Annotated in this window: 18 protein-coding genes, 2 tRNA genes and 1 other annotated feature; of the genes, 18 read left to right on the top strand and 2 right to left on the bottom strand. The window is 50.0% G+C overall.

Annotated features, from left to right (window positions below):
• Positions 1 to 270: 270 nt before the first annotated feature.
• From DXD12_RS13055 to DXD12_RS13070, 4 genes are all read left to right on the top strand, one after another.
• The gene (locus DXD12_RS13055; RefSeq protein ID WP_118638501.1) at positions 271 to 1353 is read left to right on the top strand and encodes an AI-2E family transporter; all 1083 of its coding nucleotides are present in this window, start codon (positions 271 to 273) and stop codon (positions 1351 to 1353) included.
• Between the two features lie 259 nt (positions 1354 to 1612).
• Positions 1613 to 3094: an alpha/beta fold hydrolase gene (locus DXD12_RS13060; RefSeq protein ID WP_118638502.1), complete on the top strand. Its 1482-nt coding sequence runs from the start codon at positions 1613 to 1615 to the stop codon at positions 3092 to 3094.
• A gap of 234 nt (positions 3095 to 3328) precedes the next feature.
• Positions 3329 to 3548, top strand: a binding site (T-box leader).
• Between the two features lie 165 nt (positions 3549 to 3713).
• Positions 3714 to 5147 (top strand): proline--tRNA ligase, encoded by a 1434-nt coding sequence (proS, locus tag DXD12_RS13065; RefSeq protein WP_022359111.1) that lies wholly within the window; start codon positions 3714 to 3716, stop codon positions 5145 to 5147.
• 1 nt (position 5148) lies between these two features.
• Complete coding sequence (locus DXD12_RS13070) at positions 5149 to 6543, top strand: polynucleotide adenylyltransferase (RefSeq protein ID WP_118638503.1); 1395 nt, start codon at positions 5149 to 5151, stop codon at positions 6541 to 6543.
• A gap of 134 nt (positions 6544 to 6677) precedes the next feature.
• On the opposite strand, the gene DXD12_RS13075 is transcribed toward DXD12_RS13070, so the two are convergent.
• Entirely contained in the window at positions 6678 to 8078 is a 1401-nt protein-coding gene (locus tag DXD12_RS13075) for an MATE family efflux transporter (protein ID WP_118638511.1), read from the bottom strand.
• A 414-nt stretch (positions 8079 to 8492) separates the two neighbouring features.
• Between DXD12_RS13075 and DXD12_RS13085 the strand changes: the two genes are divergently transcribed.
• Positions 8493 to 9473, top strand: a complete 981-nt coding sequence (locus DXD12_RS13085) for a phosphotransferase (RefSeq protein ID WP_118523071.1) — start codon at positions 8493 to 8495, stop codon at positions 9471 to 9473.
• 189 nt (positions 9474 to 9662) lie between these two features.
• On the top strand, positions 9663 to 11399 hold the full coding sequence (locus tag DXD12_RS13090) for a phospho-sugar mutase (RefSeq protein ID WP_118638504.1): 1737 nt from the start codon (positions 9663 to 9665) through the stop codon (positions 11397 to 11399).
• 53 nt (positions 11400 to 11452) lie between these two features.
• On the opposite strand, the gene DXD12_RS13095 is transcribed toward DXD12_RS13090, so the two are convergent.
• Entirely contained in the window at positions 11453 to 12598 is a 1146-nt protein-coding gene (locus tag DXD12_RS13095; protein ID WP_118492858.1) for a putative ABC transporter permease, read from the bottom strand.
• A gap of 329 nt (positions 12599 to 12927) precedes the next feature.
• Here DXD12_RS13095 and DXD12_RS13100 point away from each other — a divergent pair, with 329 nt between their 5' ends.
• The 12 genes from DXD12_RS13100 (at position 12928) to DXD12_RS13155 (ending at position 23056) form a co-directional block, all read left to right on the top strand.
• Positions 12928 to 14481: an ABC-F family ATP-binding cassette domain-containing protein gene (locus DXD12_RS13100; protein WP_022359105.1), complete on the top strand. Its 1554-nt coding sequence runs from the start codon at positions 12928 to 12930 to the stop codon at positions 14479 to 14481.
• Between the two features lie 515 nt (positions 14482 to 14996).
• Positions 14997 to 15998 carry a rod shape-determining protein gene (locus DXD12_RS13105; protein WP_022359104.1) on the top strand — a complete coding sequence of 334 codons (1002 nt, stop codon included), beginning with the start codon at positions 14997 to 14999 and terminating at the stop codon, positions 15996 to 15998.
• A 33-nt stretch (positions 15999 to 16031) separates the two neighbouring features.
• Positions 16032 to 18398: an ATP-dependent RecD-like DNA helicase gene (locus DXD12_RS13110; RefSeq protein ID WP_118638505.1), complete on the top strand. Its 2367-nt coding sequence runs from the start codon at positions 16032 to 16034 to the stop codon at positions 18396 to 18398.
• Positions 18395 to 19144, top strand: coding sequence for a ComF family protein (locus tag DXD12_RS13115; protein WP_243105397.1), 750 nt, complete (start codon positions 18395 to 18397; stop codon positions 19142 to 19144). The genes DXD12_RS13110 and DXD12_RS13115 overlap by 4 nt, the downstream gene beginning before the upstream one ends.
• Before the next feature lie 187 nt (positions 19145 to 19331).
• A complete protein-coding gene (locus DXD12_RS13120) occupies positions 19332 to 20087 on the top strand; it encodes a YcxB family protein (RefSeq protein WP_118472563.1) in 756 nt (251 codons plus the stop codon).
• A 261-nt stretch (positions 20088 to 20348) separates the two neighbouring features.
• Positions 20349 to 20513, top strand: a complete 165-nt coding sequence (gene rpmG / locus DXD12_RS13125; RefSeq protein WP_207722866.1) for a 50S ribosomal protein L33 — start codon at positions 20349 to 20351, stop codon at positions 20511 to 20513.
• Between the two features lie 58 nt (positions 20514 to 20571).
• Entirely contained in the window at positions 20572 to 20775 is a 204-nt protein-coding gene (secE, locus tag DXD12_RS13130; RefSeq protein WP_022359100.1) for a preprotein translocase subunit SecE, read from the top strand.
• Positions 20776 to 20792: 17 nt separating this feature from the next.
• Entirely contained in the window at positions 20793 to 21311 is a 519-nt protein-coding gene (gene nusG / locus DXD12_RS13135) for a transcription termination/antitermination protein NusG (RefSeq protein ID WP_022359099.1), read from the top strand.
• Between the two features lie 69 nt (positions 21312 to 21380).
• The gene (rplK, locus tag DXD12_RS13140; RefSeq protein ID WP_022359098.1) at positions 21381 to 21806 is read left to right on the top strand and encodes a 50S ribosomal protein L11; all 426 of its coding nucleotides are present in this window, start codon (positions 21381 to 21383) and stop codon (positions 21804 to 21806) included.
• A gap of 67 nt (positions 21807 to 21873) precedes the next feature.
• Positions 21874 to 22569 (top strand): 50S ribosomal protein L1, encoded by a 696-nt coding sequence (rplA, locus tag DXD12_RS13145; RefSeq protein ID WP_022359097.1) that lies wholly within the window; start codon positions 21874 to 21876, stop codon positions 22567 to 22569.
• 268 nt (positions 22570 to 22837) lie between these two features.
• Positions 22838 to 22923, top strand: a tRNA-Ser gene (locus tag DXD12_RS13150).
• 44 nt (positions 22924 to 22967) lie between these two features.
• A tRNA-Ser gene (locus DXD12_RS13155) sits at positions 22968 to 23056 on the top strand.
• Positions 23057 to 23104: the final 48 nt, after the last annotated feature.

The raw sequence follows: 23104 nt of genomic DNA on the forward strand, positions 1-23104 counted from the left end.
AGAGTGTGTACAAAGGAAGTACGAATCATAAATGGGCAAAGTCCATGGGTAAGCCCCGGAGCGACTAAAGAGGGCTTACAAAAGAGACCGCAGGAGCCGGGAGAAGCGGGAGCTGACACCGGTTTCCTGTGGTTTTTCGTTGCCATACATCCGGAAAAAAGGGCGTGTAGGTTTAAGGAAAAGACGTTTGTTTGAATGGATGGCTGTAGAAATCATAGAACCATAACGGTGTATGGCATAAAGAAAAAATCGGGAAGGTGGAGCAGACAGATGGCACTCAGCAGAAAACAGAAAAAAGCATTTCTCACAGCAGTAGTCACGGCGGGCGTGTATTTGAGTTTCCGTTACCTGCTGCCGCTTATATTCCCATTTCTGGCAGCGTATCTGATGGCGCTGCTTCTCCAGCCATCGGCAGCATTTCTCGAAAAACGGCTGCGAATCTCCTTCCGCGGGCGCATGATCGGCGTTCCCATCGGTATGATCGGGGGCGTGGAGCTGATTTTGCTGAGCATTTTTCTGGTCGGTCTGCTGGTAGCAGGGGGACGGCGTTTCACGGAGGAGCTGGAACACTTTTTAGAAGAGCTTCCAGGACGGATGGAGGAATTGTCACTGCTTGGACAGCAATTTGAACAGTCGATCGAGCGAGTCCTTCATCTGCCTGCCGGTAAAATCGGGCAGCTCTTTCGCGGAACAGGCTTGCAGGGCGGTGGACAGGTCAAGGAGATCCTGCTGCCGCAGCTCCTTCAGAAATCAGTTCCTGCTGCGGCGGGGATTGTGCGCGCGGTTATTGTGGTTGTTTTATTTTTCATTGCCTCGATTTTGAGTTTACAGGAGATGGACGAACTGCGCCGGAGGCGGTTTGATTCGATGTTTCACCGCGAATTTTTCCTGCTCGGCAGGCGCCTTGCGGTGACAGGAAGCGCATGGCTGAAAACCCAGTCGGTCATTTTCCTGATGACTTCGGCATTTTCGATGGCGGGGCTTTTGCTGATTGGAAATCCATATTATATTCTGGGCGGAATCGGAATCGGGGTTCTGGATGCCCTGCCGATCTTCGGCGCAGGGACGGCGCTGGTGCCGTGGAGTCTTTTTCTCCTGTTTAAGCGGGAGTGGGGACATGCGCTGATTCTCTTCGGGCTGTATCTGCTCTGTTATTTTCTGCGTGAGTTCACGGAGGCGCACCTGATGGGGAAGAAAATGGGGCTGTCGCCGCTTGAAACGCTGGCGGCGATCTATGTGGGCTTGCAGCTGTTCGGTCTGTTTGGATTTCTGCTGGGTCCGATTGGGCTGTTGATTATTAAGGATTTTGTGGAGGAGTATGGGGAAGCGGACGAAGGAGCGGCTGCTCATTAAGTAGGCACCTTTAGAGGGGGGAAAGAGGAAAAAAGTGGAGTATTGGTGGATGGACGATCTGAAATTGCTTTTGAATGTGGAAATTTAAGGAGATGAAAGGATTTTTTAGAATTGCCGCGAGACAAAAGGATCATATATAATAGATAAGGAATTAAAAACGCATAAAAGTTCTGGAAAACAGCAGAGAAAGAGCTGCTGGAAGATAGCTGGATGTTAAGCTGAAATAAATATGCATATCATTTAATATGGAGGAACAAACGTGAATTTATATACAAAAGAGTCAGGCTCCGGACAGCCGATGGTGCTGCTTCACGGAAATGGAGAGGACAGCTCCTATTTTGTGAACCAGATATCCTTTTTTGAATCAAAATATCTCGTGATTGCGGTGGACACCCGTGGACATGGCAGCTCTCCGCGTGGTTGTGGGACATTTACCTTGGAACGGTTTGCTGATGATTTGAAAGGATTTCTTGACCGCCGGGGACTTAGGCGGATCATTTTGCTGGGGTTCAGCGACGGCGGCAATATTGCGCTGATTTTTGCACTGAAATATCCGGGATATGTCGATCGGCTGATTTTAAATGGAGCGAACTTAAACCCGTTTGGCATGAAGCCGTCCGTGCTGGCGGATGTGGCGCGGGAGTATGTGGGAGTTGTGGGGAAGCTCTGGCTGCAGAAAAGCGGCATCGGGCAGATACGGGGAAAAATGCAGATGGCAGCAGGAAAAATGCGGACAGAAAAGCAATTTTCAAAAGAAAACGAAAAACAGAATGGACAGGAAGGACTGAATAAACAACAGAGAAGAAGCTGTCAGAAAGAAAAAAATCCTGAAAATAAGGGAAATGATCGGAAGGCAAATATACACAAAAAAGAGCTTCTATCTTTAATGTTGTATGAACCCTGGATCCGCCCTGAACTTCTCCACCGCCTGAAAATGCCCGTCCTTGTGGTAGCAGGGAGCGACGACATGATCCGCGAATGCCACACGCGCCAAATCGCACGTTCTCTGCCAAACGCAAGGCTTCGGCTTTTAGAGGGCACCCATTTTATTGCAGCAGAGAACCCGGACGCATTTAACCAGTGTGTTGCATCATTCCTGGAACAGACACAGGGCGGCGAGCTGGCGCAGATGAGCCGAGTCTGGGGCAGCCGGAGAGCCGGAAGGCTGGAGAAGGAGAAGATCCGTCGGGCGGCGGTGCTGGTACCTTTGATTCAGAAAGGCGGGGAGTACCACGTGGTGTTTGAGGTGCGCGCGGGAAGCTTAAAAACTCAGCCGGGCGAAATCTGTTTTCCGGGCGGTGCCGTTGAGCGGGACGAGACACCGAAGCAGGCGGCGATCCGTGAGGCGATGGAAGAACTCTTAATCAGTCGCCGCCAGATTCGCGTTATCGCGCCGTTGGATGTGCTGGAAGCGCCCGGGGCGATGGAGATTTCTCCATTTTTAGGTGCGCTGCAGGGCTACCGCTGGTCATATTCCGAGGCGGAGGTCGATCATACCTTTTCTGTCCCGCTCCGCTGGTTCGCGGAACATGAACCGGAGCGATATGAAACAGAACTTGTGACCGTGCCGGAAGAGACATTCCCGTTTGAAGATGTTCCGGGCGGACGCGATTACCGCTGGCGGCGCGGACATTACGATGTCTACTTCTACCGCCGCGAGGAAGGAATCATCTGGGGGATGACGGCGAAGATTCTGCGGTCATTGGCGGAGATGTACCGGGAGGACATTTTATTAAAATAGGATTCGTAAGATAGGGATAAAAACATTATTTTTTGTTCGGATGCAACCGAGTCAGTGACGACCGAGTAAAAATGCGAGGCATCGTCAAGACTTGTACAAGGGCGAGTTCCAGCCTTGACAAACCCGACCGATTGGCGTAAAATCATAATACTGTCAGGATTTGCGCGGCTGAGTTTGTGGATGCCGTGGAAGAAATCCGGCGTTTGATTTTAGAACATCAAACAATAAGAAACAAAACAGGCGAAGAGAGGAATCAGTAAACTTTGACACACGTCCAGAGAGAAAGCCGTATGGTGCGAGGCTTTTGTGTCCCTGAAAGTTGAACCGGCCCTGGAGCTGTGCATGAAAATGCAACGTATTTCCGGCGTTAACGGAAGTTAAGTGAGCCAGAATCGGAACGAAATTCTGGTTAAGCAGGGTGGTACCGCCGAAGTTAAGCCATTCGGTCCCTTTGATCGCAGCGATCAGCAGGGATCGGATGGCTTTTTTATTTCTACGAAATAAAAAACAACAATGTACACTCGGCGCAGGGAAATATGGCTGTGATGGCAGTCGCGCCTCGGCGCCAAAATCCGGCAAGCCGGATTTCAATAAAATGTTTTTAACAAGGAGAAACGACATGGCAAAGGAAAAGAAAATGGTAGAAGCCATCACATCGATGGATGAAGATTTCGCCCAGTGGTATACGGACATCGTAAAGAAAGCAGAGCTTTCTGATTACTCCAGTGTAAAGGGCTGCATGATTATCAAACCGGCCGGATATGCGATCTGGGAGAATATCCGCAATGAACTGGACAAGCGCTTTAAGGCAACCGGCGTAGAGAACGTATATCTGCCTATGTTTATTCCGGAAAGTCTTCTGGAAAAAGAGAAAGATCACGTAGAAGGTTTCGCACCGGAAGTAGCGTGGGTGACACAGGGCGGTTTAGAGCCGTTACAGGAGAGAATGTGTGTACGTCCGACTTCCGAGACTCTGTTCTGCGATTTTTATGCACATGACGTACATTCTTACCGCGATCTGCCGAGAAACTACAACCAGTGGGCTTCGGTTGTACGTTGGGAAAAGACCACCCGTCCGTTCCTGCGTTCCAGAGAGTTCTTATGGCAGGAAGGTCATACTGCTCATGCAACCGCTGAGGAAGCACAGGAGCGTACCGAGATGATGTTAAATGTATACGCGGATCTGTGCGAGGACTTCCTGGCAATTCCGGTTATCCGCGGACGCAAGACCGACAAGGAGAAATTTGCCGGTGCAGAGGCAACCTACACGATCGAGTCCCTGATGCACGATGGCAAGGCACTGCAGTCCGGCACCAGCCACAACTTCGGCGATGGATTTGCAAAGGCATTTAACATCCAGTATCTGGATAAGGATAATAAATTAAAATACGTTCATCAGACTTCCTGGGGTATGACAACCCGTATGGTAGGCGCGATCATCATGGTTCATGGTGACAATAATGGTCTGGTTCTGCCGCCGAAGGTAGCTCCGACCCAGGTTATGATCGTTCCGATTCAGCAGGCAAAAGAGGGTGTTCTGGACAAGGCATTTGAGGTAAAAGAGGTTCTGTCCAACTTCCGTGTCAAAGTGGATGATTCCGACAAATCTCCGGGATGGAAGTTCAGCGAGTCCGAGATGCGCGGTATTCCGGTACGTGTCGAGATCGGACCGAGAGATATTGCTGAAAATCAGGCAGTTCTGGTTCGCCGTGATACGCATGAGAAGATTACGGTATCTCTGGATGAGATTGCAGCAAAGGTTGGCGAGCTTCTGGAGACGATTCACCACGATATGTTTGAGCGTGCAAAAGCACACAGAGATTCCCATACTTATGTAGCGACAACACTGGATGAGATGAAGGAGATCGCAGAAAATAAGCCAGGCTTCATCAAGGCAATGTGGTGCGGCAATCAGGAGTGCGAGGATAAACTGAAAGAAGTAGTCGGCGTAACCTCCCGCTGCATCCCGTTCAATCAGGAACATCTGGCTGACACCTGCGTATGCTGCGGCAAGCCGGCAACGAAGATGGTTTATTGGGGTAAGGCATATTAATATGATTCCAAAACGGATAGAAATGCCGGTCCAGGTCGAGGAGATCCTGGGAAAGCTGCGAGAACATGGTTACGAGGCATTTGCAGTCGGCGGCTGTGTCCGCGATGCGATCCTGGGACGGATTCCCGGTGACTGGGATATCACGACCTCGGCGCACCCGGAGGAGGTGAAGCAGGTGTTCGGTCACACGATCGACACCGGGCTTCAGCACGGTACGGTCACGGTCATGCGTGATCATATCGGATATGAAATAACCACCTACCGGATTGACGGTGAATATGAGGATGGACGCCACCCGAAGGAAGTCGTATTTACTGCCGAACTGCGTGAGGACTTGAGACGGCGTGATTTCACGATCAATGCGATGGCATACAGCCACGAAACGGGAATTGTCGATATTTTCGGCGGGGCGGAGGATCTGGCAGCGCGCCGGATCCGCTGCGTCGGGGATGCGGGAGAACGGTTTACGGAAGATGCGCTCCGGATCCTGCGTGCCGTCCGCTTTTCGGCCCAGCTGGGATTTTCGATAGAGAAAAAGACCTGGCAGGCGCTCTGTGAGCTGGCGCCCTCCCTTGTCCATGTGAGCAAGGAACGGGTGCAGGTGGAGTTGACAAAAACACTCCTGTCCGACCGACCGGAATTTATCTGGAAAACGGAGGCGGCAGGACTGGCACCGTACATTTCAAAGACATTTCCGGAGGTATTTGCGGCGTGGAAAAAGCGGAAAAGCTGTGCAAAGCAGAGGTTGGAAGAGAGAGTATGTTCGAATGATGTGCCAGCTGCTGACAAGGATGCGATCAAAACGGAAACGGCAGCGCGGCAGGGGCACATGTTCGTGAAACATGAATGTGAGACAGACATGGCGGGGGAAATTTCTGCTGCTGCGGCACATCTGCCAGCAGAAAAAGCCTTGCGCTGGTCGTATTTTCTTGCCCCGGCGGGCGAGGGAACTTGTGTCCGGGTTCTGAGAGAACTCAAGATGGACAACGACACGATCGATAAGGCGAAGATTCTGAGCCGTTTTGCATTCATGCAGATGGAACCGGAGGAAAGCGCTATCCGCCACGCGATGAGTGCGATGGAAGATACGGTCTTTGACTGGCTGCTTCTCCTTCAGGAAGTTCTGATGCCGGAGCGCATGGATGCGGTGGAAATGGTTCGCTCACTTGCAAGGCAGATCCGGGAGCGCGGTGACTGTATCCGTCTTAAAACTCTGGCGGTAACCGGAAAAGACCTGATTCAGGCAGGCATCCAGCCGGGACCGGCGCTTGGAAAAACGCTGCATCTTCTCTTTGAAAAGGTGCTGGAGAATCCGGCTTGGAATGAGAAAGAGCGGCTTCTGGCTGAGGTGGAAGTGTTGAAACAATCGCAGAATGCGGGAACCAGTAAAGCATAAGAAGATTAATAAATAAAAAGAGAAAAGAGGCAAAATCGTTTGGAACCGGCAGGACAAGCCGGACAAACGATTTTGTCTCTTTTCCTTTTGCTTTTTTAACAACAATATTTTCAGCCAGAGGATGATTAAAAGAGTTATCCCAATTTCTTATACTCCCTGAAAAACAGCGCCGCCGTCGTCGCCACCGCAATCGTATCTGCCACCGGTTCTGCCACGAACACGCCGAATACCGGATTTGAAACGAAATGCGGCAGGATAAAGATCAGCGGAATCAAAAGCAGCACTTTCCGGAGCAATGCCAGAAAGACGGATGTTTTCGCATTTCCAAGGGCAATAAAAGTCTGCTGGCAGGCGAGCTGGACGGCAAAGAGCAGGGAAGCTGCCATATAGATCCGGAGCGCCCAGATGGTATAGCTGGCAAGGTCTGCGTCGCTGGTAAAGATGGAAATAAAAATCTGTGGAACCAGCATACATAAGAGCCAGAGCAAGGTGGAATAGCAGGCTGCCGAGCGCAGAAGCAGGTGAAACGCTTTTTTCACACGGTCGATATTTTTTGCTCCATAGTTAAAGCTGATGATCGGCTGCGCGCCCTGTGTGAGCCCCTGCAGCGGCAGCATGGAAAACTGCATGACGCTGGAAAGAATCGTCATCGCGCCGACCGCGGTATCGCCGCCATATTTCAACAGGCTGGTGTTAAAGCTGATGGACAGTGCACTTTCTGTAAACTGCATGATAAACGGCGCCAGTCCGAGCGCCAGGCATGGCAGGATAAATTTCTTCTGCGGGCGCAGGTTGCGGAGCCGTATCCGCAGGGTACTATGCGTTCCGGTCAGAAAACGCAGAATCCAGATACAGGAAATACCCTGTGAAAGGATGGTTGCAAGTGCCGCACCTCGCACATCCAGATGCAGTCCGAAGATAAAGATCGGATCGAGGATGATGTTGCAGAGAGCGCCGATGGCAACGGTAATCATGCCGGTTTTGGCATAACCCTGTGCGTTGATAAAGGCATTGAGTCCGAGCGCCATCTGGACGAAGAAAGTGCCGCAGACGTAGATTTTCATGTAGTTCCAGGCGTAGAGAATCGTCTTCTCACTGGCGCCGAACATCAGGAGGATCGGGCGCCCAAAGCCAAGAAACAGGGCGGTCAGGAGGAGCGAAATGACGGTCAGCATGAAGGTACAGTTGCCGAGTACCTTTTCAGCAGAATCCTTGTCGCCTTTTCCCATCAGGATCGACGCCTGCGGGGCACCGCCCATGGCGGCGAGCGCGGCAAAAGCGGAAATGCACATGATAATCGGCATTGTGACGCCGACGCCGGTCAGGGCGCTGGGACCGATGTCCGGGATATGGCCGATGTACATGCGGTCAACCATGTTATAGAGAACGTTGATGATCTGTGCGGCAATTGCCGGGAGCGCCAGTTTAAAAAGAAGTGACCCGATCGGCGCACTGCCGAGATCAGCTTCACGGGATGATGCTGAGCCTGAATGCGGGCGCGTATTTTCATCATTGGAACGATGAGCGGATTGTATGGACAAAGAGAGACCTCCTTTTCATTTACAGTAAAATATATTATTTGATTTTTTGCCTGATTGTTGGGACAAATAGCCAGACCGCTTTTTTATCCCAACGTGAATCATTGTAACATACCGTCAAAATGATGGCAATGAACAGAATTTCGTAATCACTCCACATTGGCGATTGTGTGTGATAGTTTGTGCACTGTGTTTCAAATCTGCGATATTTATGCATAAGCATATTTGTAAGCCCCCTCTCATAGGTTAGGAGTAGCAGGCTGGGTGTCTGATGTGCATATTTGCATAATCGTGTGAATGTTGCAATTAACATAGCTGTCAGCAGCTGTGGCCCGGCGTGAAAATGTGCTGTCCACATTCTTTTGGGAAATGGAAAGGCGGGCAGCCGGATAGAGGCAGGAGGGGGAAGTTGTGAACGAGAGAACAACCGAGGTGCTGGAACAGTATGAACTGGAAGTGCAGTCGAAGCGCCGTGGAAGAGGCGCGTGGATCTGCGAGACGAGTCAGGGGTTAAAACTCCTCCGGGAATATAAGGGGACCGTCAAACGTCTTGAATTTGAAGAACAAATCATGAATGTTCTGCAAAATCAGAAAACATGCCGGACCGATCAGTATATGCGGAACCGGGAGGGCGAGCTTTTGTCGGTGGCGGAGGATGGAACGCGGTGTGTTGTGAAGGAATGGTTTTCCGGGCGCGAGTGCAGTGTGCAGAGCGAGGCGGAGGTAGTCCGGGCGGTCGGGCAGATCGCGAAGCTGCACCGGACACTGCGCGGCATTGCGATCGATGAGTCGTGGAATCTGGGGTCAATTCTCACGCGTCCGGCGGTGGCGGAGATGGAGCGCCACAACCGGGAACTTGTCCGTACGCGGAATTATATCCGGAAAAAACGGCGTAAATCGGATTTTGAGAGGGCAGTCAGCGGAAGCTTTGCCATCTTTTATGAGCAGGCGCAGGAAGCAGCAGGCGGGCTGAAAGCGCAGATCGAGCAGGACGGCGAGCCGGAAAACTATTTGTGTCACGGGGATCTGAACCAGCATCATATTTTATTGGCAGAAGAAAATGAGATGGCGGTGATTGAATTTAACCGGATGCACCGGGGCGTCCAGGTCGAAGATCTGTATCATTTTACGCGCAAAATATTGGAAAAGCATGGCTGGGATTTGCGTCTGGGGATGCGGCTGCTGGAGACGTATGATCGTATTCTGCCGTTGAATGCACAGGAGCGGACATACCTCTATTACCTGTTTTTATATCCGGAAAAATACTGGAAACAGTTAAATTTTTATTATAATGCAGGCAAGGCGTGGATTCCAGTCCGCAGCATTGAAAAACTGCAGAAGCTGGAAGAACAGCAGACAGCGCGGAACCTCTTTCTTGAGGCAATCCGATAAGAAATGTTGATTTACATATGCATATAAATTCTTTGGTTAAGCGTATTCGATACATCATGGAGGAACTTTGAAAAGAGAAAAAATAAAGACAAAGAATAGTAACCGAAATTCTCTTTATTTTTCAGAATAATTATACTATAATGGAGAAAAAGAAAGTCATCCTAGAAGAAAGCAGGGGGTAAGTGAATCATGAAGGATTACATGACGATTTACAAAGAATGGCTGGAAAATCCATACTTTGACGAGGCAACGAAAGAGGAATTACGCGCCATTGAGGGCGATGAAAATGAGATTAAAGAGCGTTTCTATATGGATTTGGAGTTTGGTACGGCAGGACTGCGCGGCATCATCGGTGCAGGTATTAACCGGATGAATATCTACACCGTCCGCCGTGCGACCCAGGGACTGGCAAATTACATCATCAAGCAGGGCGGCGCGGCAAAAGGCGTGGCGATCGCATTTGACTCCCGTCATATGTCCCCGGAATTTGCCGAGGAAGCAGCGCTGACACTGGCGGCAAATGGCATCAAGGCGTACCGGTTCGAGACGCTGCGCCCGACGCCGGAGCTTTCCTTTGCCGTCCGCGAGCTTGGCTGCATCGCCGGCATCAACATCACCGCCAGCCACAACCCGCCGGAGTACAACGGCTACAAGGTTTACTGGGAGGACGGTGCACAGTTTACACCGCCGCATGACAAGGGCGTGACTGAGGAAGTTATGGCGATCACCGATCTTTCCACCGTTAAGACGATGGGAGCACAAGAGGCAAAGGCAAAAGGACTCTACGAGATCATCGGTGCAGCGATCGACGACAAATATATTGCACAGGTCAAGGCACAGGTAGTCAATCAGGGCGCGATTGACCGCATGCAGGATCAGATCACGATCGTGTATACACCGCTTCACGGCACGGGCAATATCCCGGCACGCCGTGTGATGAAAGAGCTTGGATTTACCCATGTATATGTGGTTCCGCAGCAGGAGCTTCCAGACGGCGATTTCCCGACCGTCAGCTATCCGAACCCGGAGGCAAAGGAAGCATTTGAATTGGGACTGGCTCTGGCAAAAGAGAAAAATGCAGACCTCGTTCTGGCAACCGATCCGGATGCCGATCGTCTGGGCGTGTATGTCAAAGATACCAAGTCCGGCGAATACATTCCGCTGACCGGCAATATGTCCGGCTCCCTGCTCTGCGAGTATGTGCTCAGCCAGAAACAGGCAAACGGCAAGATTCCGGCAGATGGACAGGTTGTTAAATCCATCGTTACGACGAATCTGGTAGATGCAGTTGCGAAGAATTACGGCGCAGAGCTCATCGAGGTTCTGACCGGATTTAAGTGGATCGGCAAACAGGTTCTCAAAAATGAGCAGGAAGGCAAAGGAACCTATCTGTTTGGCATGGAAGAGAGCTATGGCTGCCTGATCGGTACATACGCACGCGATAAAGATGCCATTTCCGCAACCGCAGCACTCTGCGAGGCAGCTGCTTATTACAAGGAAAAAGGCATGACGCTGTGGGATGCGATGGTCGAGATGTACGAGAAATACGGCTATTATAAAGATGAAGTGAAGTCCATCGGCTTAAGGGGCATCGAGGGACTGGCAAAGATTCAGGAGATCATGGAATATTTCCGCACTCACACACCGTCCGATTTCGCCGGACACAAGGTGCTGGCAGTCCGAGACTACAAGGAAGATACGGTTAAAGATCTGGCAACCGGCGAGGTAAAGCCGACCGGACTTCCGTCCTCCAATGTTCTCTACTACGAACTGGAAGACAACGCATGGCTCTGCGTCCGCCCGTCTGGAACCGAGCCGAAGATCAAGTTCTACTACGGCGTGAAAGGTACCTCCCTGGAAGACGCGGCAGCGAAATCAGAGAAGGTAGGCGAGGCTGTGATGGCGATTGTCAATGGACTGCTGTAGAAAAATAAAAAGAAGATATGAAATAAGTTCCTAAAAGAAATAGGACCATTCGTTCATGCGAAAGGTCCTATTTTTGTGCTATTTTGTTCTTTTAATTCTTTCAACGCCGCTGCAAATTTCGACGAAACCGCAGTAGGATTTCCTCTTAGCAGCCCGCGGCGGTAGAAGGCATGGAGCTTTTTAGCCGGGCGCAGGGACTGGCGGCGGTGTTTGAGTTCTTCTAACCGGGTGCTCAGGCGGGTGAGGCGGTTGTCGAAGGCGATGCGGGCATCGACTTCGGTGCGGACTTCGGCAATGCGCTCGTTGACGCGCTGTTTGGCAGCTTCGATGCGTTCTGCGTTTCCTGCTTTGGCAGCTTCGATGCGGGAGGTGGTTTCTTCTCGAACATCGGACAGGCGTTTTTCGGCGAGTGCCTTGGTCTCAGCCAGGCGCTCTTTGTGTTCGGTGGCAGCCGCCTGCAGCTGTCTGGCAGTCTCGGCGCGTGCGGTTGCCAGGCGTTCTTCGGCGTCACTGCGGACGGCGGCAAGTCTGCGGGCGGCTTCTGCCTGGGCGGCTGCCAGTTTTTCGGCTGTTTCTTCACGGGTCAGAGCGCCGCGCTCAATGGCTTCCTCACGCAGCAGCTCGATCTTGGACTGTAGCTCTTCGATATCGGCTTTGAGCTTCGTCATAGCTTCCAGCGTATGACCCAGAGCCAGGGCTGCCTTGATGGATTCGTAAGCATCGGCGGTGAAAAGAACGCTGATGACGAAATCGCAGATGAGCAGGATAACCGGAGGAACCGCAAGCACAGTGCGGGCGATCGGATCATGGATGACATCGGTCATAAGGATCGTCAGAAATCCCCATGCGATCGAGGAACTCAGGCAGATATAGCCGTGCAGCTGGAACGGCTGGCTGCTGTAATCCCAGTAGCGGACCTTGAATAGGCGTTCCATGACGGCGCCGGTGACATATTCAAGCGCCGTGGCGGCGATAAAACCGGAAATATAGACGAGGGGCAGGCTGTCCCGCACCGGCAGGGACACCCAGAGCATCATCACCGCGCCGGAACCGTAGAGCGGCAGCATCGGAAGCCGCAGAAATCCGCGGTTGACGAGCCGTTTCTGTTTCAGGGAAACATAAGTCGATTCGAAAATCCACCCTAAAAAGCAGTATACATAGAAAAAAGCTAGCCATTGGTACCAGGTATAGGTATACATAAAACCTCCTTTAGAAAATCAAGTCATTTTCTCATTGGTTGAAAAACGTATCTAAAATGAAGTTGTTTCTTATCTTACTATATAAATCTAGAAAAGTTCAAGGCATCTGGGTGAAAAAAGATAATTCCAAAATCTCCGCTTGCCACAAAAGCACGCTTCGTGTACAATAAATCGAAGTCGGCTTTGCCACAGACAGCAGGCAGACGTACAGAAAGCAAATCTTATATGAAGTGGATTTGTTTTCCAGGATAAAATTTGCAGAAAAACAAAGAACAATTCAACAAATACAAACAATTTACAATAAAAAGAAAAATAGGAGAGGTACACACGTGAGTATACTGAATGTAGAACATTTAAGCCACGGTTTTGGTGACCGGGCGATTTTTCAGGATGTTTCGTTCCGCCTGTTAAAGGGTGAGCACATCGGTCTGATCGGTGCGAACGGCGAGGGTAAATCGACGTTTATGAATATTATTACCGGGCATATGCAGCCGGACGAGGGAAAAGTAGAGTGGTCAAAGCGGGTGCGCGTCGGCTATCTGGATCAGCACACGGTGCTGGAAAAAGGCATGACGATCCGCGAGGTTTTGAAGAGCGCATTTTCCTTCCTGTTTGAGCTGGAAGTGCAGATGAATGAAATCTGCGACCATCTGGGCGAGGCATCGGAGGATGAGATGAACGTGATGATGGAAGAGCTGGGAACGATCCAGGATCTTCTGATGAACCACGATTTTTATTCCATCGATGCGAAGGTGGAGGAAGTCGGACGTGCGCTGGGGCTGACCGATATCGGTCTGGACCGCGATGTAACGGATTTGAGCGGCGGACAGAGAACGAAGGTACTGCTCGGGAAATTGCTTCTGGAAAAGCCAGATATCTTGTTGCTGGACGAGCCGACGAACTATCTGGATGTGCAGCACATCGAGTGGCTGAAACGGTATTTGCAGGAATATGAAAATGCGTTCATCCTGATTTCACACGATGTTCCGTTCTTAAATAGCGTAGTAAATATCATTTATCATATGGAAAATCAGCGGCTTGACCGCTATGTGGGCGATTACGACAAGTTTCTCGAGGTGCACGAGGCGAAGAAAGCGCAGCTCGAGGCAGCGTATAAGCGTCAGCAGCAGGAGATCGCGCAGCTGCAGGATTTTGTGGCACGCAATAAAGCGCGTGTTTCCACGCGAAATATGGCGATGTCCCGCCAGAAAAAGCTGGATAAAATGGATGTGATCGAACTGGCGAAGGAAAAACCGAAGCCAGAGTTCAACTTCCTGGAGGCGAGAGCCTCCGGAAAATGTATTTTTGAGACGGAGGATCTGGTGATCGGTTACGACGAGCCCCTGTCCCGTCCGCTGAACCTCTATATGGAGCGCGGCGAGAAGATTGCGATGGTCGGTGCCAACGGAATTGGAAAGACGACGCTTTTAAAGAGTATTTTAGGTTTGATTCCAGCGGTGTCCGGCAAGGTGACGCTGGGCGATTATCTCTCCATCGGCTATTTCGAACAGGAGATGGCGCCGGGCAATACGACGACCTGCATCGATGAGATCTGGAAAGAATTTCCGTCCTACACCCAGTACCAGGTGCGTTCCGCACTGGCAAAATGCGGTCTGACGACCCAGCACATCGAGAGCCAGGTGCGCGTGCTCAGCGGTGGCGAGCAGGCAAAAGTGCGCCTGTGTAAGCTGATCAACCGCGAGACGAACCTTCTGCTTCTCGACGAGCCGACGAACCATCTGGACGTTGAGGCGAAGGAGGAGTTAAAGCGTGCGCTGGCGGCGTACAAAGGAAATATCCTTCTGATCTGCCATGAACCGGATTTCTATGAGGGATTCGCAACGAAGGTCTGGGACTGCAGTGAGTGGAGTCTGAAAATATAAGAAAAAAATGTTTTTCAGCGTACCCCAACATTCAGTATAGAGCCCTTTTTTTAGGTGTCCGGCACTGACAAAAAACAGGAACGCCATCGGCTGAGAGTCCGACGGCGTTCCTGTTTTTCTTAAATTGGGAATGGTAGGTATATATAAAAAAGAAATTGGCTTAGGGGGGCCGGACGATTTGTATCGTCCGGTATGAGTATGAAAAAGCTTTTTTATTTCAAGTAACACTTGAAACAAAGGCCTGTTACCCTTTCGGATAACATACTTGTATTATAGGAGAAACTTGTGACTAAAATATGTCCCTTTCATAAAAAAAATATAAAGTCCATAAAAAAATAAAAACCTCTTTCAAAAGAATCGAAAGTTGTATATAATAGTAAGTGGTATAGTCCGCTCTAAAACAATGCGCGGGCTGGATGACAGCGAAAAAAGCTGAAATAAAGAAGATAAAATACAATGAAACTCATAGATTTATGTACTCAAGAGTGCATATTCAGAGCAGGAGGAAAACAACTATGTTGATGTCCAATGATATTGGTATCGATCTGGGTACAGCCAGCATCCTTGTATATATCAAGGGAAAAGGTGTCGTACTGAAAGAGCCGTCCGTAGTGGCGATCGATCGGGATACGAATAAGATCATGGCGATCGGCGAGGAAGCCCGCCTGATGATCGGCAGAACCCCTGGCAATATCGTAGCGGTCCGTCCGTTGCGCCAGGGGGTTATTTCAGATTATACAGTGACAGAGAAGATGATGAAATATTTCATCAACAAGGCAGTCGGCAAGAAGACACTCCGCAAGCCGCGTATCAGCGTCTGCATCCCGAGCGGTGCGACCGAGGTAGAGCGCAAGGCGGTTGAGGATGCGACTTACCAGGCTGGCGCACGCGAGGTTTCGATCATCGAGGAGCCGGTAGCAGCTGCGATCGGCGCTGGTATCGATATTTCCAAGGCGTGCGGCAACATGATCGTAGATATTGGTGGTGGTACGGCAGATATCGCCGTTATTTCTCTGGGCGGTACCGTAGTCAGCACTTCTATTAAAGTGGCTGGTGATGACTTCGACGAGGCACTGGTCCGTTACATGAGAAAGAAACACAATCTTTTGATCGGTGAGAGAACCGCTGAGGAGATCAAGATAAATATCGGTGCGGCATACCGCCGTCCGGAGGTAATCACGATGGAAGTGCGCGGACGAAATCTGGTTACCGGACTTCCGAAGACGATCGTTGTCACATCCGACGAGACGCTGGAAGCGCTGCGCGAGCCGGCACTCCAGATTGTAGATGCCGTTCACAACGTACTCGAGCGGACGCCGCCGGAATTGGCAGCCGACATTTTTGACCGTGGTATCGTACTGACAGGCGGCGGCGCACTGTTAAGCGGTCTGGATGCCCTGATCGAGGAGAAAACTGGCATTTCCACGATGATCGCAGAGGATCCGCTGACCGCAGTTGCGATCGGAACTGGTAAGTTTATCGAGTTCGCTCACGGTGAGAAGAAAAACTACGATTAAAGAGAACCGCCGGAAGGCGGATAGCATAAAAATATGGCAGCAGTTAAAGGATATATTGAAAAAATAAAATACCGCAATGAGGACAATGGCTATACGGTTCTCTCTATCAGCGGCTTGGACGACGGGGAGGAATATGTGCTGGTTGGCACTTTTTCCTACATCGCAGAGGGCGAGATGATCGAGGCGAGCGGGCGTATGACCGAGCATCCGATTTACGGGGAACAGATGGCGGTGGAAAGCTATGAGCTGAAAGCGCCTGAGGATACTGTTTCCATGGAACGATATTTAGGCTCCGGCGCCATCAAAGGCGTCGGGGCTGCTTTAGCTTCCAGGATTGTTAAAAAATTTAAGGCGGACACATTCCGCATCATGGAAGAAGAGCCGGAACGCCTCGCGGAGGTCAAGGGAATCAGTGAAAAAATGGCGATGTCCATCGGTGAACAGGTCGAGGAAAAGCGCGATATGCGCCAGGCGATGATGTTTCTGCAAAATTATGGCATTTCCATCAATCTGGCGGTTAAAATCTACCAGGAATACGGTCCGGCAATGTACACGATTCTCCAGAACAATCCGTATAAGCTGGCGGACGATATTCCGGGCGTCGGTTTTAAGATGGCAGACGAGATCGCGGCGAAGATAGGAATCGTGGCAGATTCGGATTTCCGCATCAAGAGCGGCATCCTGTATACACTCTATCAGGCGACGGCGAACGGGCACACATACCTGCCGGAGGACGAGCTGGCGGATCGGGCGGCAAAGCTTCTACAGGTTGAGATTTCCGAGATTGACAAGCATCTGATGGATATGCAGATGGATAAACGGCTGGTGATCCGGGAGAGGAAAAAGCAGAAAACAGCAGAAATGGATGTTTTTGTTCAGGCGGAATCGGCAGTGTCGGGGCAGATGCAGCCGCAGCCAGATGTTTTGGGTGAACCGAATGCATCAAATGTATCAAATATAGCAAACGCCCCGGAATGCGCCGTTTATGCATCACACTACTATTATACCGAGCTAAACACCGCCCGCATGCTGCACGACTTAAACATCACTGGTTCCGAATCGGAAGAACAGATTCGGAAAAGTCTGGCAGTCATCCAGAAAGAGGAACAGATCGAGCTGGATGAACTGCAGATCCGCGCGGTGATTGAGGCGGTCAACTGCGGACTTTTGGTAATCACGGGCGGTCCGGGTACCGGAAAAACGACGACGATTAACACGATCATCCGGTATTTTGAAAAGGGCGACATGGATATCCTGCTGGCAGCCCCGACCGGACGCGCAGCAAAAAGGATGACCGAGGCGACAGGCTATGAGGCGAAGACGATTCACCGCCTGTTAGAACTGACGGGAATGCCAGAGGAGGATGAGAAGAGCCGGACGACTTCGATGCATTTTGAGCGGAACGAGGACAATCCGCTGGAAGCTGATGTCATCATTATCGATGAAATGTCGATGGTGGATATCAATCTGATGCATTCGCTGCTCCGGGCGGTCAATGTCGGCACACGTCTGATTCTGGTGGGTGATGTGGATCAGCTTCCGAGCGTCGGACCGGGCAATGTCCTGCGTGATATCATCGAGTCAGAGTGTTTCCATGTGGTAAAGCTAACCCGGATTTTCCGGCAGGCGGCGCAGAGCGATATTATCGTCAATGCCCACCGCATCAATGCCGGAGAGCGCATTCCGATCGGAAAGTCAAGCAGGGATTTCCTCTTTATAAAGCGTGATGATCCGAATGCGATCATCAATGCAATGATCACGCTGGTACGTGAAAAACTGCCGAATTACGTCCATGCCGATTTGTTTGAGGTACAGGTCATGACGCCGATGCGGAAGGGAGTGCTGGGATCGATACGGTTAAATTCCATTTTGCAGGAATTTTTAAATCCGCCATCGGCAGAAAAGGCGGAAAAAGAGTATGGCGAGACGACGTTTCGTGTGGGCGACAAGGTCATGCAGATCAAGAACAATTACCAGATTGAGTGGACTTCCTACAACCGCAGCGGCATCCCGGTGGACAAGGGAGCCGGCGTGTTCAACGGGGATCTTGGGCGCATCCGCGAGATCAATACCTTTGCGGAGCTGGTAACCGTGGAGTATGATGAGGGAAAACGTGTCGAGTACAGCTTCAAGCAGCTGGAGGAGCTGGAATTGGCATATGCGATCACGATCCACAAGTCGCAGGGAAGCGAGTATCCGGCGGTCGTGATTCCGGTCTGGAGCGGACCGCAGATGCTGATGACGCGGAATCTGATTTACACGGCGGTTACAAGGGCAAGAGCCTGTGTCTGCCTGGTCGGTGTCCCGTATGTGTTTCAGCAGATGGTGGACAATGCGATGGAACAGAAGCGCTATTCGGGACTGCGCGACCGCATTGAAGAAATTATGGAGACATTGTGATAAAAAATATAAAATGGAATCAATTCCCCCGCGCCGCTCTGGATGCGCTATATCCAAGGCGCTGCCCGGTCTGCGGGGAGATCGTGACGCCGAAGGGCGGGCTTATCTGTCCTTCGTGTCTTTTGAGGCTTTCGCCTGTCAAATCGCCGGTTTGTCAGAAATGTGGAAAAGAAGTTTGGAGTGAAGAAATCGAATATTGTCCAGACTGTGTGAAACACCGCCGATTATTTGCGCGTGGGATGGCACTCTTTAACTATACGGAGGAAGCTGCGCGCTCGATGGCAGCGGTTAAATATAAAAATAAGAGGGAATATCTCGATTTTTATGCCGAAGCTGCAGCGGAAAAGCTGAGGCAGTATGAAAATCGGGAGGAGTGGCAGTTTGACGGTCTGGTTCCCGTTCCGGTCCACCCGGCGCGGAAACGGAAACGCGGTTTCAATCAGGCGGAGGTTCTGGCAAAGCGGATGGGCGAGCGGCTGGAAATGCCGGTGTGCCCGGAATTTTTATATCGGATACGAAATACAGAACCCCTGAAAGAGCTGAATCCAGATGAACGGCTCCGGAATTTACAGCAGGCGTTTCAGGCAGATTCGGAGGCAATCCGGGCAAGTGGTGTGCAAAACGTGCTTCTCGTGGATGATATTTATACGACCGGCAGCACGGCGGAAGCGTGTACCCGGGCGCTTCTGTCTGCGGGGATCGAAAAAGTCTGCTTTTTTGCCGTTTGTATTGGACAAGGACGCTAAAGTGGGATATGATAGAGAAGATAGGCAGAGGGAAGCCTTATAAGTGGAAATACTCCGGCATTTCTGGATGAAAAGAATAGTAGAAAGCATTTGAATCTAAAAGTTTGCGGGAGAGGCAAAAAGAGGTTCAGGAGACGGAAGGAATGCAGGGGGAGATTTCAAGTAAGAAAGAAAAGGAGTAAAAAGAATGCAGGAATTTGAATATCGCCTGGAAAAGGAAGATTATAAAAACTGGATTCACTGGAACGTGCTTAAGCATGAGTCCAAGAAAATGAAGATGGTGTCGGCACTCTTATATGTCGCATTTTTAGCTCTCTTTCTGGGAAAAAATGTGATGCAGGCAAAGGGCAATCTGGTTCTTCTTGTACCGTCCATCGTGATAGCGGTGCTGGTCGGCATCGGCATGTTTTACATGATTTCAAACCAGAACCAGGAGCGGATGATCTGGAAACGGAGCGGACTTAAAAATTTGGAAAAGACGGGCAATTTCCCAGTCGTACATCTGACGCTGGATGAGAAGACACTGACCATGACGGTTGCGGCACAGGAGATGACCAAGACTTACAGCTACAGCGACATTGAGCAGATGGTTGAGATTGAGCGGATGTATCTGCTTGAGACGAACGAGAAAACCTGGCAGTTTATCGCCAAGTCGGCATTTTCCAGCGAGGAAGAGCAAAAGCAGTTTGAGACATTCATGAATGAAAAGCTTGCGGATGCCAAGGAAAACCCGGAAGAATATCCATCCGTGACAAAAAATCCGGAAAATGCGGAGAATCAGGAGGGCGGCGCCCTGCATCAGAACGCCGCGCTTGAGGATGATGTTGTGGAAGCTGATGAGCCGGAGATCACCCGCGTGGATACAAGCCATATGGGTAAGATTGGAAAAATGGCGCATTTTATCGGAAGCCAGGCGGCAGATGAGGAAGAAACCGATGAGTAAACGTTTCTGATTGTTTTATAGCATCATTGTAAGTCCTGATAATGTGAAATACGAGGCGCGGGCAGAATCTGGTTCCAGCCTGCACTGAGTGAAAACGATATCTATAATATAAAAGAGGCGGCGAATGTCGGCAAGTTATTGCTTGACGCGCCGCTTCTTTTATGATATAGTAGACGGGCGAATGGAAGAACATAGGTCTTTTTTTTATGCTCAAAAACCAGATTTCCGGTTGGAGAGTGGAAAGATCGCATACTAAGAAAAATGGAGGTGGAAGTTGTGCGTACAAGAATTACACTGGCATGCACAGAATGCAAGCAGCGCAATTACAACATGACCAAGGATAAGAAAACTCATCCGGACAGAATGGAAACCAAAAAGTACTGCAGATTCTGTAAGACACACACGTTACACAAAGAGACGAAGTAAGAGTAACTGGTTGGTTCTGCGCGATCGGGCATCTGCCTGAGCGCTTTGGAGGACAAAAATGGGTGATACAGAAAATACCAAAAAAGCTCCTAAAAAGAGTTTCTGGAAAGGTCTAAAAGCTGAGTACAAAAGGATCATCTGGCCTGACAAAGAGACAGTTACGAAGCAGACTGGAGCGGTCATCGCCGTTTCCGTTGCGCTGGGACTTATCATTGCGGCTCTTGACACGGCAATCGTGTTTGGACTGCACTTCGTTATGTAAAGGCAAAGGTGAGAAATATGGCAGAAGCAAATTGGTATGTAGTGCATACTTATTCCGGCTATGAAAACAAAGTAAAGGTTGACATCGAAAAGACGATCGAGAACCGGAACCTTCAGGATCAGATCTTAGAGGTTTCCGTGCCGATGCAGGAAGTTATCGAAGTCAAGAATGGAGCCAATAAACAGGTTGCCAAGAAGATGTTTCCCGGATACGTACTGATCAACATGGTTATGAATGATGATACCTGGTACGTAGTACGCAACACCCGCGGAGTGACCGGGTTTGTTGGTCCGGGCTCCAAACCGGTTCCTTTGACGGAAGAGGAGATGGCCGGTCTCGGATTTAAGGAAACCGGCGTTGTCGTTGACTTTGAGGTCGGCGACACGGTTGTTGTAACGACAGGGGCATGGAAAGATACCGTTGGTGTTATCGAGTCCATCAACGAGGAAAGACAGACCCTGACGATTCGTGTAGAACTGTTTGGCCGTGAGACACCGGTTGAACTGAACTTCACAGAGATCAAGAAGATGATGTAAAGAGGTTCATTTATGAGCCTGTGGGAGGGAAATCCCCGCAATTACCACAATTTATAGGAGGTGCCAACAATGGCAAAGAAAGTTACAGGATATATTAAATTACAGATTCCTGCTGGAAAGGCTACACCAGCTCCGCCAGTAGGTCCGGCTCTTGGACAGCACGGTGTAAACATCGTACAGTTCACGAAAGAGTTCAACGCTAAGACAGCAGACCAGGGCGATATGATCATCCCGGTTGTTATTACTGTATATGCTGACAGAAGCTTCAGCTTCATCACAAAGACTCCGCCGGCTGCCGTTTTGTTAAAGAAAGCTTGCAAGATTAAATCCGGTTCCGCTACACCGAACAAGACTAAGGTAGCTAGCATCTCGAAAGAGGATCTGCAGAAGATCGCAGAATTAAAGATGCCTGACTTAAATGCAGCAAGCCTTGAAGCTGCTATGAGCATGATCGCTGGTACAGCAAGAAGTATGGGTATCACAGTTGCCGAGTAATTTTCGGGATGTTTATCAGTAACGTGGGAGGGAATTCCCCGACAATACCACTAGGAGGTTTTTTATAATGAAAAGAGGAAAAAGATACGTAGAGGCTGCTAAATTAGTAGATCGCGCGAGCCTTTATGAAGCTGCAGATGCCATCTCCATCGTGAAGAAGGCTGCAGGTGCTAAATTCGATGAAACCGTAGAACTTCATATCAGAACTGGTTGTGACGGCCGTCATGCTGATCAGCAGATCCGTGGTGCAGTTGTACTGCCGCACGGAACTGGTAAGACCGTTCGTATCCTTGTATTTGCTAAGGGACCGAAGGCAGAAGAGGCTCAGGCTGCAGGCGCAGATTTCGTAGGCGCTGAGGAGCTGATCCCGAAGATCCAGAACGAGGGATGGTTAGACTTCGACGTAGTAGTAGCTACTCCGGACATGATGGGCGTTGTAGGACGTCTTGGTCGTGTACTTGGACCGAAGGGCTTAATGCCGAACCCGAAGGCTGGTACTGTTACTATGGATGTAACCAAAGCTATCAATGATATCAAAGCCGGTAAGATCGAGTACAGACTTGATAAGACTAACATTATCCACGTGCCAGTAGGTAAAGCTTCCTTCACAGAGGAGCAGTTAGCGGACAACTTCCAGACGCTTATTGACGCTATCCTGAAGGCAAAACCAGCTACCTTAAAGGGCGCTTACTTAAAGAGCGTAACCATGACTTCTACCATGGGTCCGGGCGTTAAGCTGAACGTAGGTAAGCTGATTGGCTAATCAGAAGACGTTATAGAATCAAGAGGATGAGGGACTTTTGGGTCTTTCGTCCTCTTTTTTTCGATTGTCGAAAAAATATAAATAAAGTCAAAAAAACAGTTGACTTTATACTTTAGTAGTGATAAAATATGTTCTGTTGCCGCTGAGAAAGCAGAAACAAAAATTAAAGAGTCAAGACGCACAGGTGATTGTGAAAACTTTCAAAAAGAAAGTGAAAAAGTCCTTGACAAAAATGAATATCCATTATATAATGGTTAAGCACATTTTTGGAGAGATATCGAAGCGGTCATAACGAGGCGGTCTTGAAAACCGTTTGTCCGAAAGGGCGCGTGGGTTCGAATCCCACTCTCTCCGTTTCAAGAGCGGTTATTAATTTTATAAGATATGAAAATCAACCTGCAGAAGTACCCAAGAGGTTGAAGGGGCTCCCCTGGAAAGGGAGTAGGTCGTTAGTAGCGGCGCGAGGGTTCAAATCCCTCCTTCTGCGTTCGATGCGAAAGCATCAGGAACCTTGAAAACTGAACAGTATGTAAAA

Source organism: Clostridium sp. TF11-13AC (assembly GCF_003481065.1).
Taxonomy (GTDB): domain Bacteria; phylum Bacillota; class Clostridia; order Lachnospirales; family Lachnospiraceae; genus Otoolea; species Otoolea fessa.

Bases quoted from the DNA above. Each gene is read 5' to 3' on its own strand.
- rplK (WP_022359098.1), top strand. From the start codon at position 21,381: ATGGCAAAGAAAGTTACAGGATATATTAAATTACAGATTCCTGCTGGA.
- DXD12_RS13090 (WP_118638504.1), top strand. From the start codon at position 9,663: ATGAAGGATTACATGACGATTTACAAAGAATGGCTGGAAAATCCATAC.
- rplA (WP_022359097.1), top strand. From the start codon at position 21,874: ATGAAAAGAGGAAAAAGATACGTAGAGGCTGCTAAATTAGTAGATCGC.
- DXD12_RS13105 (WP_022359104.1), top strand. From the start codon at position 14,997: ATGTTGATGTCCAATGATATTGGTATCGATCTGGGTACAGCCAGCATC.
- DXD12_RS13095 (WP_118492858.1), bottom strand. From the start codon at position 12,598: ATGTATACCTATACCTGGTACCAATGGCTAGCTTTTTTCTATGTATAC.
- secE (WP_022359100.1), top strand. From the start codon at position 20,572: ATGGGTGATACAGAAAATACCAAAAAAGCTCCTAAAAAGAGTTTCTGG.
- nusG (WP_022359099.1), top strand. From the start codon at position 20,793: ATGGCAGAAGCAAATTGGTATGTAGTGCATACTTATTCCGGCTATGAA.
- proS (WP_022359111.1), top strand. From the start codon at position 3,714: ATGGCAAAGGAAAAGAAAATGGTAGAAGCCATCACATCGATGGATGAA.
- DXD12_RS13055 (WP_118638501.1), top strand. From the start codon at position 271: ATGGCACTCAGCAGAAAACAGAAAAAAGCATTTCTCACAGCAGTAGTC.
- rpmG (WP_207722866.1), top strand. From the start codon at position 20,349: ATGGAGGTGGAAGTTGTGCGTACAAGAATTACACTGGCATGCACAGAA.
- DXD12_RS13120 (WP_118472563.1), top strand. From the start codon at position 19,332: ATGCAGGAATTTGAATATCGCCTGGAAAAGGAAGATTATAAAAACTGG.
- DXD12_RS13110 (WP_118638505.1), top strand. From the start codon at position 16,032: ATGGCAGCAGTTAAAGGATATATTGAAAAAATAAAATACCGCAATGAG.
- DXD12_RS13070 (WP_118638503.1), top strand. From the start codon at position 5,149: ATGATTCCAAAACGGATAGAAATGCCGGTCCAGGTCGAGGAGATCCTG.